The sequence below is a fragment of the Mesorhizobium sp. Root102 genome, assembly GCF_001425625.1.
Classification (GTDB): domain Bacteria; phylum Pseudomonadota; class Alphaproteobacteria; order Rhizobiales; family Rhizobiaceae; genus Mesorhizobium.
Window position 1 is genome coordinate 25,822 of sequence record NZ_LMCP01000017.1, and the last position, 13,159, is coordinate 38,980.

Here is a 13,159-nt window from a genome sequence, read left to right on the forward strand (position 1 = left end):
ACCGGAAAGATCGCATGATCGACAAGCTGGAATTCTTCATTGCGCTCGCCAGGGAGGAGCATTTCGGCCGGGCAGCGGAAGTGTGCGGTGTCACCCAGCCGACGCTGTCGGCCGGCATCAAGCAGTTGGAGGGTCAGCTTGGCGTCATGCTGGTTCTGCGCGGCTCGCGCTTCCAGGGGCTGACGCCGGAGGGAAAACAGGTGCTGATATGGGCGCGGCGCATCGTTGGTGACACCCGCGCCATGCGCGAAGAGATGCGCGCGGCGCGGCATGGCCTTTCCGGCCGCATCCGCATCGCCGCCATTCCGACGGCGCTGGCCATGCTGCCGCGGCTGACGACGCCGTTCCGCGAAAAACACCCCGGCGTCACCTTCTCGGTGCTGTCGCGGACCTCGATCGAAGTGCTGTCGCTGCTCGGCAATTTCGACATCGATGCCGGCATCACCTATCTCGACAACGAGCCGCTGGGGCGAGTGACCAGCGTGCCGCTCTATGACGAGCGCTATCAACTGATCACAGCGATGGGAAATCCCTATTCCGATCGCGACAAAGTGACATGGGCGGAGCTCTCAAGCCTGCCGCTGTGTCTGTTGACGCCGGACATGCAGAACCGCCGCATCATCGACCAACATCTGGCCGAAGCCGGCGTGCAGGTGCGGCCGACGCTGGAATCCAATTCAATGATCGTGCTGTTTTCCCACATCCGCACTGGCAAATGGTCGTCGATCATGCCGCTCAACCTCGCGGAAACATTTGGTTTTTCCGAACCTATACGAGCCATTCCGATCGTCGAACCGGATGCCAGCCACACGGTCGGCCTGGTGGCGGCGCCGCGCGAACCGCACACGCCGCTGGTCTCGGCGCTGCTGGACGAGGCGATGGCGCTGGCAGACGATTTCCACGCCCATCGTTGAGCTAGAAAAGGATGACTGACGACCAGCGATAGAAGACTTCTATCGTTCAACGAAACCGCTTTATTGATTTCGGAGGTTTCCTCTGATTTCTTAAGCACTTAGCGATAAAGCGGCACAGGTATGTCGTTGCTCCAAAACCACTTAGTGTTTTTGGGCGATACGCATGGACCGCTACGATAGGGAGGGCGCTGCATGCCAATGCAGCCTGCAAGTACCGAGATCACGTCGCGGACGGCCGCGATCATCCAGGAGCTGAAAGGCCTAGAAGGCCCACTGCTGCCGATCCTTCACGGCATCCAGGAAGAATTCGGCCATGTGCCGCACGATGCGCTGCCTGTCATCGCCGAGGCCCTGAACATTTCCAGGGCCGAGGTGCACGGCGTCGTCACCTTTTACCATGATTACCGCAGCCATCCGGCCGGCCGGCATGTGCTGAAGCTCTGCCAGGCGGAATCCTGCCAGTCGATGGGTTCGGACGCGGTCGCCGCCAAACTGAAGCAGTTGCTGGGCATCGACTTCCATGAGACGACCCGCGACGGTTCGGTCACGCTGGAGCCGGTCTATTGTCTCGGCCTGTGCGCCTGCTCGCCCGCCGCAATGCTCGATGGCCAGGTGATCGGGCGGCTCGATGACGAGAAGCTCGACGAGATCGTTGCCGAGGTGCGCTCATGATTCCGCGTATTTACATTCCCGGCGATTCCGGCGCACTGGCGCTTGGAGCCGAAAAGGTCGCCAAGGCGATCGCAAGTGAACTGGCTGAGCGCGGCATCGAGGCCAAGATCGTGCGCAACGGTTCGCGCGGCGCTTATTTCCTCGAGCCGATGGTCGAAGTGGCGACAGCCAACGGCCGTGTCGCCTATGGGCCGGTCAAGCCATCCGATGTCAAAAGCTTGTTCGACGGCGGCTTCCTCACCGGTGGCCACCACAAGCGCTGGCTGGGCGCACCGGACAAAATCCCCTTCCTGGCCAAGCAGACGCGGCTGACCTTCGCGCGCTGCGGCGTCACGGATCCGCTGTCGCTCGAATCCTACAAGAAACATGGCGGGTTGAGCGGCCTGACGAACGCGCTTGGACTGCCGCCTGCCGCCATCGTCGCCCAGGTGACCGAATCCGGACTGCGCGGGCGCGGCGGCGCGGGTTTCCCGACCGGCATCAAGTGGAAAACGGTGCTCGATACCGTTGGCGACCGCAAATACATCGTCTGCAACGCCGACGAAGGCGATTCAGGCACCTTCGCCGACCGCATGATCATGGAGGGCGATCCCTTCGTGCTGATCGAAGGCATGACGATCGCCGGCATCGCCACGGGCGCGACCAAGGGCTTTGTCTATGTCCGCTCGGAATATCCTCATGCGGTGGCGGTGATGAACAAAGCCGTCGAGATCGCCCGCAAGGCCGGCGTTCTTGGCGCCAGCGTGCTGGGTTCACCCTATGCTTTCGACATGGAGATCCGGGTCGGCGCAGGCGCCTATGTCTGCGGCGAGGAGACGGCGCTGCTCGACTCGCTCGAAGGCAAGCGCGGCGTGGTCCGGGCAAAGCCGCCGCTGCCGGCGCACAAGGGGCTGTTCGGCAAGCCGACGGTGATCAACAACGTCATCTCGCTGGCCTCGGTGCCTGTCATCATGGACAAGGGTGCGGCCTTCTACAAGGATTTCGGCATGGGCCGCTCGCGCGGCACGATCCCGATCCAGATCGCCGGCAACGTCAAATATGCAGGGCTGTTCGAAGCCGCTTTCGGCATGACGCTGGGCGAGATCGTCGATGAGATCGGCGGCGGCACGGCCACGGGGCGTCCCGTCAAGGCGGTGCAGGTCGGCGGACCGCTCGGCGCCTATTTCCCGCGCGCGCTGTTCGATACGCCATTCGATTATGAAGCTTTCGCGGCCAAGGACGGGCTGATCGGCCATGCCGGTATCGTGGTGTTCGACGACACCGCCGACATGCTGAAGCAGGCCCGCTTCGCCATGGAGTTCTGCGCCATCGAAAGTTGCGGCAAGTGCACGCCCTGCCGCATCGGCTCGACGCGCGGTGTCGAGACCATCGACAAAATAGCCGCGGGCATCGAGCCGGAGAAGAACCTCGCTCTGGTCACCGACCTCTGCAACACGATGAAATTCGGCTCGCTCTGTGCGCTGGGCGGCTTCACACCCTACCCTGTCATGAGCTCGATCACCCATTTCCCCGACGACTTCAAGCCTGCGCCCGTGCGCGTGGCTGCCGAATAGGAGCTGGCAGATGAACATCAAGGCCGACTTCCCGTCCCTCGTCGAAGAAATCGACTACGGAACCCCGCAATCGAAGGCGCAGAAGCAGGTCACGCTGAACGTCGACGGGCGCAGCATCACCGTACCGGAAGGCACCTCGATCATGCGTGCCGCGATGGAAGGCGGGGTCGAGATTCCGAAGCTTTGCGCCACCGACATGCTTGACTCCTTCGGGTCGTGCCGTGTCTGCCTTGTCGAGATCGAAGGGCGCGGCGGCACGCCGGCGTCCTGCACGACACCTGTCGGGGAAGGCATGGTGGTGCGTACGCAGTCGGAGCGGCTCGACGCCATTCGCCGTGGCGTCATGGAACTCTACGTCTCCGACCATCCGACCGGCTGGAACGAAAAGGCTGGAACCGGCGCCAGCGAGTTCGATACGGTGGCGAAGTCGATCGGCCTGACCGAGAACCGCTACGGCATCGAGGGCCGCAACCACGTCAAGCCGGAAAACGGCGTGGCGCCCGGCCATGGCTCGCTGGCGGTGGATTACATCGCCCGCGACGAATCCAACCCCTATTTCACCTATGATGCCTCGCAATGCATTGTCTGCTCGCGCTGCGTGCGGGCCTGCGAAGAGGTGCAGGGCACGTTTGCGCTGACCATCGAGGGACGTGGTTTCGAATCCCGGGTTTCGGCGGGAATGCACGAAGCGTTCATCGATTCGGAATGCGTGTCCTGCGGCGCCTGCGTGCAGGCTTGTCCGACCGATGCGCTGCGTGAGAAAACGGTCCTTGCCAAGGGCCTGCCGGAGCGCTCGGTGGTCACCACCTGCGCTTATTGCGGCGTCGGCTGCTCGTTCAAGGCCGAAGTGAAGGACGACGAGGTCATTCGCATGATGCCCTACAAGGAGGGCAAGGCGAACCATGGCCATTCCTGCGTGAAGGGCCGTTTCGCCTATGGCTACGCCACCCACAAGGACCGCATCCTGTCGCCTATGGTCCGGGAAAAGATCACCGATCCCTGGCGCGAGGTGAGCTGGGAAGAGGCGCTCGCCCACACGGCCAAGGAATTCCGCCGTATCCAGTACCAATATGGACGCACCGCGATCGGCGGCATCACCTCATCACGCTGCACCAACGAGGAAACCTACCTCGTCCAGAAGATGGTGCGGCAGGGCTTCCGCAACAACAATGTCGACACCTGCGCGCGCGTTTGCCACTCACCGACGGGCTATGGACTGGGCCAGACCTATGGCACCTCTGCCGGCACGCAGGATTTCGACTCCGTCGACTATACCGACGTCGCCGTCATCATCGGTGCCAATCCCGCCTCGGCCCACCCGGTGTTCGCCTCGCGGCTGAAGAAGCGGCTGCGCCAAGGCGCCAGGCTGATCGTGATCGATCCGCGTCGCACCGAGATGGTCAAGTCGGCCCACATTGAAGCGGATTATCACCTGCCGCTGAAGCCCGGCACCAATGTGGCTGTGCTGACGGCGCTGGCGCATGTGATCGTCACCGAGGGGCTTTTCAACGAAGCCTTCATCCGCGAACGCTGCGACTGGACGGAGTTCCAGGATTGGGCATCGTTCGTCGCCTTGCCGGAAAACAGCCCCGAAACCGTCGGCAAATTGTCCGGCGTCGACCCCGAGGTGATCCGGGGTGCTGCGAGGCTTTACGCCACCGGCGGCAACGGCGCGATCTATTACGGCCTGGGCGTGACGGAACACAGCCAGGGTTCAACCACGGTGATGGCGATCGCCAATCTGGCCATGGCCACCGGCAATATCGGCCGGCCCGGCGTCGGCGTGAACCCGCTGCGCGGCCAGAACAATGTGCAGGGCTCGTGCGATATGGGTTCCTTCCCGCACGAACTGCCCGGCTATCGCCACATCTCCGGTGAAGCCGTGCGCGACATCTATGAGAGCCTTTGGGGCGTGAAGCTGGACGACGAACCCGGATTGCGCATCCCCAACATGCTGGATGCCGCCGTCGACGGCACTTTCAAGGGCATCTACATCCAGGGCGAGGACATCCTGCAGTCCGATCCCGACACCAAGCATGTCGCCGCCGGTCTTGCCGCGATGGAATGCGTCGTCGTGCACGACCTCTTTCTCAACGAGACGGCAAACTACGCGCATGTCTTCCTGCCAGGCTCGACGTTCCTGGAGAAAGACGGCACCTTCACCAACGCAGAGCGCCGCATCAACATGGTGCGCAAGGTTCTGGAGCCGAAGGCGCGCTACGCCGACTGGGAGGCAACGCAGGAGATTGCGCGCGCGATCGGGCTGGACTGGAACTATCAGCATCCCTCGGAAATCATGGACGAGATCGCGATGACGACGCCGAGCTTTGCCGGCGTCTCCTTCGAACTGCTCGACCGTGTCGGATCCGTGCAATGGCCCTGCAACGAGAAGGCGCCGCTCGGCACCCCGATCATGCATATCGATGGATTCGTGCGCGGCAAGGGCAAGTTCATCCGCACCGAATATGTGGCGACGGACGAGAGGACCGGGCCGCGCTTTCCGCTGCTGCTCACCACCGGCCGCATCCTCAGCCAGTACAATGTCGGCGCGCAGACCAGGCGCACCGAAAACATCATGTGGCACTCGGAGGACCGGCTGGAGATTCACCCGCACGACGCCGAGAACCGGGGCTTGCGCGACGGCGACTGGGTGCGGCTGACCAGCCGCTCGGGCGAGACGACGCTGCGCGCGCTGGTCACCGACAGGGTGTCGCCCGGCGTTGTCTACACAACCTTCCACCACCCGGATACGCAGGCCAACGTGATCACCACAGACTTCGCCGACTGGGCGACCAGTTGCCCGGAATACAAGGTGACGGCGGTGCAGGTCGGCGCCTCGAACGGCCCGTCGGAATGGCAGCGCGAATATGACGAGCAGGCCAAACAAAGCCGACGCATCGCCAAAATGGAAGCGGCCGAGTAGTCTTGAGCGCGCGCCGCAAAGCCACGACGCAGATATCGCGGCTGGCGCGCCGCGCGGGCGGGACGACGACTGCCAACCGCATGGTGCCGGAAGAGACGCCGGTGGCGCTCTCCTTTGGCGGCACCACGCATGCGGTGATGATGGCAAGCCCCGCCGATCTCGAGGATTTCGCGCTCGGCTTCTCGCTGACCGAAGGCATCATCGCCGACCTGCGAGAGATCGAAGCGATCGAGGTGGAGGATCACGGCGCCGGCATCGACATCCAGATCCGGCTGAAGGACAGGGCCAACACGCGCTTCGAGGCGCGGCGGCGGAGGCTCGCCGGCCCGGTTGGCTGTGGGCTCTGCGGCATCGAATCGATCGAGGAGGCGATGCGCTCGGTCGATGCGGTAGGTTCGTCAAAGCTTACGCTGGATGCCGATGACATCGTCCGCTCGGTCAAGCGTTTGTCGAAGCTACAGCCGCTGCACATCGAGACTGGAGCGGTGCACGCGGCCGGCTTCTATGTGCCGGGCAAGGGCATCGTCATGGCGCGCGAGGATGTCGGCCGTCACAATGCGCTGGACAAGCTGGCGGGGGCTTTGGCCAAGACCGGCATCGGCGGCATGTCAGGCGCCGTCGTCGTCACATCGCGCGTTTCGGTCGAAATGGTGCAGAAGACGGCGGCGATCGGCTCGGCCTTCATCATCGCCGTTTCGGCGCCGACCGCACTTGCCGTCCGCACGGCGCAGGAGGCTGGCATGACGCTGGTGGCGCTGGTTCGCGGCGACGATTTTGATATTTTCACCCACCCCGATCGGGTGGCTTGCGGAGTTGCCAAGCATGTCGCATGACGAAGAACACATCATGAGCACCGGTGAGAAGCTGGTGCGCACGGCAAACCAGATCGCCGATTTTTTCCATTCGAAGCCGCGCGAGGAAGGCATCGCCGGCGTTGCCAACCACATCAACAAGTTCTGGGAGCCGAGGATGCGCCGGCAGCTGTTCGAGATGCTGGATGACGGCACCGGGAACTTCGACGAGTTGGTTGTGGCGGCCTCCGCCAGCATCAAGCGACCGATCACGCCAGCCGAGGCCGACCTCAAACTCGGGCTCAAGGTCTTTCCGGGCGACGTCGCCGTCTTGCAGAAATAGACGTCGGGCCGCGCAGGCCTATATTCGTCGCGGCTAAAGTTTAAGCTGCCGCAATCGGCGCTGTTCTGCTATGGTCGACGATCAGAAATCGTCAGGCCGGGCGGAAAACCTCGTGAGGCCGATCGAGACCCGATACGCCCATTGCGGCGATGTGCGGATCGCCTATCAGGTGGTCGGCCAGGGTTCGTTCGATCTCGTCCTCGTCCCAGGTTTCATTTCCAATCTCGACCTGCACTGGGAAGACGAAGGCTATACCAGGCTCCTGAAGCGGCTCTCGGCATTCTCGCGGCGATCAAGAAGGCCATCGAAGGCCGTGACGGCAAGATGCTGTCGAGCTTCTATGCCGACGACGCGCTGGTCCGAGTGATCGACCGCAACAACCCGCCGAGCAAGCCGCGCGAAATCCGCGAACTCGCGGCGATCACCACATTCTGGGACGACATCTGCAGCCGCGCGATGACCCACAAGGTCGACACCACCATCGCCGACGGCGATAACCTGGCCTTCACCCAGGTCTGCGCCTATTCGGACGGCACCAAGGCGTTCTGCGCGGCGATGCTGGAGCTGAAGAACGGGCGGATCGCACGGCAGACCGTCGTGCAGGCCTGGGACGAGTAGGTCAATAGCCGGTGGATCAACCGCGGCTTGGGCCGCAAACTTGGAGGAGAAGACGACGTTCAGCGCCAGATGGCAGATCGACGCGAAGTTCGGGCACTAGCAGACCGTGCTCGACCTGTTGAAGAAATGGGAACGCGAGATCGGCTCGCAGGTCGGCATCGACGAGCTGGAATTCCAGATCATGACCGGTTCGATCGGCGCGCGGGAGGCGACGGTCGAGTTGCATCACCAGGTCGAAAGCCTGGCCCAGTCGGAGGCGTTCTTCGCCAAGATCGGCAAGATCGACGCACATGCCAAATGGGGCAAGGAGATGGAGCCCTATGTCGTGTCGGGCACCAGCCTGTGGAACATCTATCGCATCGTCGAGTAGCGTTCTCTTCTACGGGGAAGAAAGTGCGGGCAGACATATCGGGGCAGAGGCCAACGTCGAAAGGTTGGCCCTGCCTTATATCCGGTCCTTCGGTTCTTCCTGCTCCCATGAACGGAGAGCAGGTAAGCAGGGTGCGACTACATCAAGCCAAGCTGCTTGTAGAAGCCGAGCGCGTCATAGTAGTCGCTCTGGGTCGCGATCTTGCCGTCCTTGATCGAAAACATCGAGGCGCCGGTGAAGGAAAATTTCTTGCCGGTGGCGGCCGTGCCATCGGCCCAGGCGCCTGTGTTGGTGCCGGAAAACTCCCATTCGAACGAGACGCGGTCGCCCTCCACCACAGGCGCGCCCTTCATCGTCCAGACGGCATCGGGAACGGCCTTGAGGAAGTTGTCGATGACGCCGGTCTTGGCGGCTTCCTTGCCCTTGACCGGTTTGCCGACCGAGGCGTCGTAGTAGGTGACGTCGTCGGCGAAATAGCCCGCAGCCTTGGTCGAATCATGGGCATTCCAGGCGGCGAGATAGGCTTCGACCACCGATTGCGAAGTATCGGCGGCAAAGGACGGCGCCGTGGCTAAAAGCGTAGCGGCGACGGCTGCGGTTGTCAGAAACTGGCGGCGATGCATGGTTCTTTCCTCCCTGGTTTGAAATGCTTAGGTGCTTACGCTAGCCGTGTGCCACCATCACATGCCGCACGGCGGTATAGTCCTCCAGCGCATAGAGCGACATGTCCTTGCCGTAGCCGGACTGCTTCAACCCGCCATGCGGCATTTCGTTGGTCAGCATGAAATGCGTGTTGATCCAGGTGCAGCCATATTGCAGCCGTGCGGCCGTCGCCATGGCGCGCGAAACGTCCTTGGTCCACACGGATGACGCCAGGCCGTAGTCGCTGTCGTTGGCCCAGTTGACCGCCTCGTCGACCTCGGAGAAGCGGGTGACCGAGACGACCGGCCCGAACACTTCGCGGCGCACGATCTCGTCTTCCTGCAGCGCGCCGGCAACGACTGTCGGCTGGTAGTAGAAGCCGGAACCCTCGCCCGGCTTGCCGCCGGTCGTGATCTCGATGTGTTTCAGTTCCGAGGCGCGCTCGACGAAGCTAGACACGCGGTCGCGTTGGCGGCGCGAAATCAGCGGCCCGATCTCGTTTTCGGTGTCGTCGGGACGGTTGTACTTGATGGTCGAGACGGCCGAGGACAGATCGGCGACGAGCTTGTCGTAGATCTTCTTGCCAGCATAGATGCGGCAGGCGGCGGTGCAGTCCTGGCCGGCATTGTAATAGCCGAAGGCGCGCAGGCCGTTGACCACGGCGGCGAGGTCGGCGTCGTCGAAGACGATGACCGGTGCCTTGCCGCCGAGCTCGAGATGCGTGCGCTTGACCGACTTGGCGGCCGCTTGCAGCACCTTCTTGCCGGTGGCGACATCGCCGGTGATCGAGATCATGTTGACCTTGGGATGGTTGATCAGCGTGTTGCCGACGCTGTCGCCGCGGCCGAGCACGACATTGACCACGCCCTCGGGCAGGATTTCCGCCAGGATCTTGGCAAGTTTCAGCGCCGTCAGTGGCGTCTGCTCGGACGGCTTGAAGACGACGCTGTTGCCGCCGGCAATGGCCGGCGCCAGCTTCCAGGCCATCATCATCAACGGATAGTTCCACGGCGCGATGGAAGCGACGATGCCGATCGGATCGCGGCGAACCATCGAGGTGTGGCCGGGAATGTATTCGCCGGCGACGACGCCCGGCATCGAACGGACTGCGCCGGCGAAGAAGCGATAGCAGTCGACGATCGCCGGGATTTCGTCATTGAGCACGGCATTGATCGGCTTGCCGCAGTTGAGCGCCTCGAGCATGGCGAACTCTTGTGCCGCGGCCTCGATGCGGTCGGCGATCTTCAGCAAATAGCCCGAGCGCTGCGCCGGGGTGGTGCGCGACCACGTGACGAACGCTTGTTCGGCGGCAGTGACCGCCGCCTCGATCTGTGCCTGGCTGGCCTCGGGCAGGTTGAGGATGGTCGCCCCGGTCTTTGGATTGAGGATCGGCTCCTCGGTCTCGGTGCCCCTCTCGAATTTCGAGCCGATCAGCATCTGGGTGTCCATGGACATCTCTCCCTTGTGAATTTTTTGATCTATTTGCCCGAACCGGCGATCTGGTCACCGTCGCGGGTGAGGTAATAGGCGGCCAGGATGGGGAGCAACGTCACCAGCATGACGACCATGGCGACGACATTGGTGACCGGGCGCTGACGCGGGCGGATCAGCTCTTCCAGCATCCAGATCGGCAGCGTCTGCTGCTGGCCGGCAGTGAAGGTGGTGACGATCACCTCGTCGAAGGACAGCGCGAAGGCCAGCATGCCGCCGGCAAGCAGCGCCGTGGCGATGTTGGGCAGCACGACATGGCGGAAGGTCTGAAAACCGTCGGCGCCGAGATCCATCGATGCCTCGATCATCGAACCTGACGTGCGGCGGAAACGGGCGACGGCGTTGTTGTAGACGACCACCACGCAGAAGGTGGCGTGGCCAAGCACGATCGTCCAGAACGAGAACGGGATGTCCGCAAGCGAAAAGGCCGAGCGCAGCGCGATGCCGGTGATGATGCCGGGCAACGCGATCGGCAGGATGACCAGCAGCGAGATGGTTTCGCGGCCGAAGAATTTTGTCCGTGACACCGCCGCCGAACAGAGCGTACCGAGGACCAGCGCGATCGCCGTCGAGATCGCCGCAACCCTGACCGACAGCGACAGCGCCTGCCAGACATCCGGCCGGTTCCAGGTGACGGCGAACCACTGTGTCGTCAGGCCGGGCGGCGGCCAGACGAAGCTCTTTTCCTCGGTGGTGAAGGCATAGACGAAGATCAGCAGGATCGGCAGGTGCAGGAACAACAGGCCACAGGTGGCGGCGATCTTCAGGCCGAGCGGAGCCGACTGGGAACCATCAGAGCGCATCGAAGGCCCCCATGCGCTTGGCGCCCCAGAGGTAGAAGCCCATGATAACGATCGGCACGACGGTGAAGGCTGCGGCGAGAGGGATGTTGCCCGCGGTGCCTTGCTGAGAATAGACTGCTTGGCCGATGAACAGCCGCGACGTGCCGATGATCTGCGGGATGATGTAGTCGCCGAGCGTCAGCGAGAAGGTGAAGATCGAACCGGCGACGATGCCCGGCAGCGCTAGCGGAAACAGCACGTTGCGGAAGGTCTGTCCAGGCGAGGCCCCCAAATCAGACGAGGCTTCGACCAGATTGCCGGGCACGCGCTCGAGGGCCGCCTGCACCGGCAGGATCATGAACGGCAGCCAGACATAGACAAAGACGATGAAGGTGCCGGTGAACGACACCGACAGCGAATTTCCGCCGACGATCGGCAGCGACAGCCATGCGTCGAGCACCCACAACAGATGCAGCTTGGCGAGCAGCCAGGTGAGAATGCCTTCCTTGGCCAGGATCAGCTTCCAGGCGTAGATCTTGACAAGATAGCTCGACCACAGCGGCAGCATGATGCCGAGGTAAAACAGCGCCTTCCAGCGCCCGCGCGCATAGCGCGCCGCGTAATAGGCGATGGGGAAGGCGATGACCGCCGAAGCCAGCGTGACCAGAGCCGCCATCGTCACCGTGCGCAGGATGATGTCGAGATTGGCAGCCTGGAACAGGTCGCCATAGGTCTTGAGCGTGAACTGGCGGTTGATGAGGCCGGAAAACTCGTCGATGGAGAAAAAGCTCTGCGCCAGCAGCGCGAACAGCGAGCCGATATAGACGATGCCGAGCCACAGCACCGGCGGCAGCAGCATGAGCAGCAGCAGGACCTTCGGCTTGCGCCAGAAAAGGTCCGACAGCGCGCCGCGCAAGCCGCCGCTGCCCGGCAGGATGGCGGGCGCCTTTGCACGCGGCATGGCGGCGTCGAGGCTCATGCCGGCTCGTCCATCAGATGCAGGTGCTCGCGGTTGAAGGTGAGCACGACCGCCTCGCCTTCTGCCGGCAAGGCCGTGCCGGCCGGCGCGATGGCGTGCAGCCGCAACCCGTCGGCGTCGAGCGCCAGCTTCGTCGTGGCGCCGAGATAATTGGTCGAGACGAGGCGGGCGGACACGCCCTCGCCACTTGTGACCCCGCTGGCCGCGCGGCCGACGCGAATCGATTCGGGGCGGAGACTCCCCCAGCGATGCTGGCCGGAATAGCGCTGGACGAAATCTGGCGGCAGCACGTTGGAGGAGCCAACGAAATCGGCAACGAAGCGGGTCTTCGGCCGCTGGTAGATATCCTCCGGCGTGCCGATCTGCATGATCTTGCCGTCGTTGAAGACGGCGACGCGGTCGGCCATCGACAGCGCTTCACCCTGGTCGTGAGTGACGAAGACGAAGGTGATGCCGAGCGCCTTCTGCAGCGACTTCAGCTCCTCCTGCATGTTCTCGCGCAATTTGAGGTCGAGCGCGCCGAGCGGCTCGTCGAGCAACAGCACCTTTGGCTGGTTGACCAGCGCACGGGCGAGTGCGACGCGCTGGCGCTGGCCGCCGGAAAGCTGGCCGGGGCGACGAGCGCCGTAGCCGGGCAGCCGCACCAACGACAGCGCCTCTTCCGCCGCCTTGTGCCGTTCAGCTTTGCCAACGCCCTTGACCATCAGCCCGTAGGCGACGTTGTCGAGCACGTTCAGATGCGGGAACAGCGCATAGTCCTGGAACACGGTGTTGACGTTGCGGCGATAGGGCGGAACGCCCTCGGCGCGTTCGCCGAAGATTGAGATCGAGCCCGATGTCGGCTGCTCGAAGCCGGCGATGAGGCGCAGGCACGTCGTCTTGCCTGAACCGGACGGCCCGAGCATGGCGAAGAACTCGCCCGGCGCGATGTCGAGATCGACCGCGTCGACAGCGCGCACGCTGCCGAAATGGCGCGACGCTTTCTGGAAGGAGACGGCGGAGGTCATGGGCTGTCAATCCGTTGCCGGTTTGATGTGTTGATGTCGCGCGACGTCCTACTTCCCCCCTGTGAGGAGGTCGC

At 63.3% G+C, this 13,159-nt stretch carries 13 protein-coding genes; 8 read left to right on the forward strand and 5 right to left on the reverse strand.

Features of this window, described 5'->3' with window-relative positions; all coding sequences use genetic code 11:
• Positions 1-14 precede the first annotated feature (14 nt).
• From ASD12_RS16570 to ASD12_RS16605, 8 genes are all read left to right on the forward strand, one after another.
• A complete protein-coding gene (locus ASD12_RS16570; RefSeq protein WP_056588253.1) occupies positions 15-914 on the forward strand; it encodes a LysR family transcriptional regulator in 900 nt (299 codons plus the stop codon).
• Between the two features lie 192 nt (positions 915-1,106).
• Positions 1,107-1,586, forward strand: a complete 480-nt coding sequence (locus tag ASD12_RS16575) for a formate dehydrogenase subunit gamma (protein ID WP_056588135.1) — start codon at positions 1,107-1,109, stop codon at positions 1,584-1,586.
• Positions 1,583-3,139: an NADH-quinone oxidoreductase subunit NuoF gene (locus ASD12_RS16580; RefSeq protein WP_056588138.1), complete on the forward strand. Its 1,557-nt coding sequence runs from the start codon at positions 1,583-1,585 to the stop codon at positions 3,137-3,139. Before ASD12_RS16575 ends, ASD12_RS16580 begins: the two co-directional genes overlap by 4 nt.
• A gap of 10 nt (positions 3,140-3,149) precedes the next feature.
• Positions 3,150-6,062 carry a formate dehydrogenase subunit alpha gene (gene fdhF, locus ASD12_RS16585; protein WP_056588141.1) on the forward strand — a complete coding sequence of 971 codons (2,913 nt, stop codon included), beginning with the start codon at positions 3,150-3,152 and terminating at the stop codon, positions 6,060-6,062.
• A 2-nt stretch (positions 6,063-6,064) separates the two neighbouring features.
• Positions 6,065-6,895 (forward strand): formate dehydrogenase accessory sulfurtransferase FdhD, encoded by an 831-nt coding sequence (gene fdhD / locus ASD12_RS16590; protein WP_056588145.1) that lies wholly within the window; start codon positions 6,065-6,067, stop codon positions 6,893-6,895.
• Positions 6,885-7,196, forward strand: a complete 312-nt coding sequence (locus tag ASD12_RS16595; RefSeq protein WP_056588148.1) for a formate dehydrogenase subunit delta — start codon at positions 6,885-6,887, stop codon at positions 7,194-7,196. The genes fdhD and ASD12_RS16595 overlap by 11 nt, the downstream gene beginning before the upstream one ends.
• 303 nt (positions 7,197-7,499) lie before the next feature.
• Positions 7,500-7,814 carry a nuclear transport factor 2 family protein gene (locus tag ASD12_RS16600; protein WP_280139564.1) on the forward strand — a complete coding sequence of 105 codons (315 nt, stop codon included), beginning with the start codon at positions 7,500-7,502 and terminating at the stop codon, positions 7,812-7,814.
• A gap of 106 nt (positions 7,815-7,920) precedes the next feature.
• Positions 7,921-8,184 carry a hypothetical protein gene (locus ASD12_RS16605; RefSeq protein WP_244482868.1) on the forward strand — a complete coding sequence of 88 codons (264 nt, stop codon included), beginning with the start codon at positions 7,921-7,923 and terminating at the stop codon, positions 8,182-8,184.
• Between the two features lie 137 nt (positions 8,185-8,321).
• Here the strand turns inward: ASD12_RS16605 and ASD12_RS16610 are convergent, their stop codons facing one another.
• From ASD12_RS16610 to ASD12_RS16630, 5 genes are read right to left on the reverse strand one after another with little or no spacing between them, the layout of a single operon-like run.
• On the reverse strand, positions 8,322-8,807 hold the full coding sequence (locus ASD12_RS16610) for an ester cyclase (protein ID WP_056588151.1): 486 nt from the start codon (positions 8,805-8,807) through the stop codon (positions 8,322-8,324).
• Positions 8,808-8,847: 40 nt separating this feature from the next.
• A complete protein-coding gene (locus ASD12_RS16615; RefSeq protein ID WP_056588154.1) occupies positions 8,848-10,275 on the reverse strand; it encodes a gamma-aminobutyraldehyde dehydrogenase in 1,428 nt (475 codons plus the stop codon).
• Positions 10,276-10,304: 29 nt separating this feature from the next.
• Complete coding sequence (locus tag ASD12_RS16620; RefSeq protein WP_056588157.1) at positions 10,305-11,120, reverse strand: ABC transporter permease; 816 nt, start codon at positions 11,118-11,120, stop codon at positions 10,305-10,307.
• Positions 11,110-12,060: an ABC transporter permease gene (locus ASD12_RS16625; RefSeq protein ID WP_200951008.1), complete on the reverse strand. Its 951-nt coding sequence runs from the start codon at positions 12,058-12,060 to the stop codon at positions 11,110-11,112. Before ASD12_RS16625 ends, ASD12_RS16620 begins: the two co-directional genes overlap by 11 nt.
• Before the next feature lie 14 nt (positions 12,061-12,074).
• Positions 12,075-13,085, reverse strand: coding sequence for an ABC transporter ATP-binding protein (locus ASD12_RS16630; RefSeq protein WP_056588162.1), 1,011 nt, complete (start codon positions 13,083-13,085; stop codon positions 12,075-12,077).
• Between the last annotated feature and the right edge of the window lie 74 nt (positions 13,086-13,159).

What these genes read in the sequence shown, in the direction of transcription:
- ASD12_RS16615 (WP_056588154.1), bottom strand. Translation starts at nt 10,275, where the DNA reads ATGGACACCCAGATGCTGATCGGCTCGAAATTCGAGAGGGGCACCGAG.
- ASD12_RS16595 (WP_056588148.1), top strand. Translation starts at nt 6,885, where the DNA reads ATGTCGCATGACGAAGAACACATCATGAGCACCGGTGAGAAGCTGGTG.
- fdhF (WP_056588141.1), top strand. Translation starts at nt 3,150, where the DNA reads ATGAACATCAAGGCCGACTTCCCGTCCCTCGTCGAAGAAATCGACTAC.
- ASD12_RS16580 (WP_056588138.1), top strand. Translation starts at nt 1,583, where the DNA reads ATGATTCCGCGTATTTACATTCCCGGCGATTCCGGCGCACTGGCGCTT.
- ASD12_RS16575 (WP_056588135.1), top strand. Translation starts at nt 1,107, where the DNA reads ATGCCAATGCAGCCTGCAAGTACCGAGATCACGTCGCGGACGGCCGCG.
- ASD12_RS16630 (WP_056588162.1), bottom strand. Translation starts at nt 13,085, where the DNA reads ATGACCTCCGCCGTCTCCTTCCAGAAAGCGTCGCGCCATTTCGGCAGC.
- ASD12_RS16620 (WP_056588157.1), bottom strand. Translation starts at nt 11,120, where the DNA reads ATGCGCTCTGATGGTTCCCAGTCGGCTCCGCTCGGCCTGAAGATCGCC.
- ASD12_RS16625 (WP_200951008.1), bottom strand. Translation starts at nt 12,060, where the DNA reads ATGCCGCGTGCAAAGGCGCCCGCCATCCTGCCGGGCAGCGGCGGCTTG.
- ASD12_RS16570 (WP_056588253.1), top strand. Translation starts at nt 15, where the DNA reads ATGATCGACAAGCTGGAATTCTTCATTGCGCTCGCCAGGGAGGAGCAT.
- ASD12_RS16610 (WP_056588151.1), bottom strand. Translation starts at nt 8,807, where the DNA reads ATGCATCGCCGCCAGTTTCTGACAACCGCAGCCGTCGCCGCTACGCTT.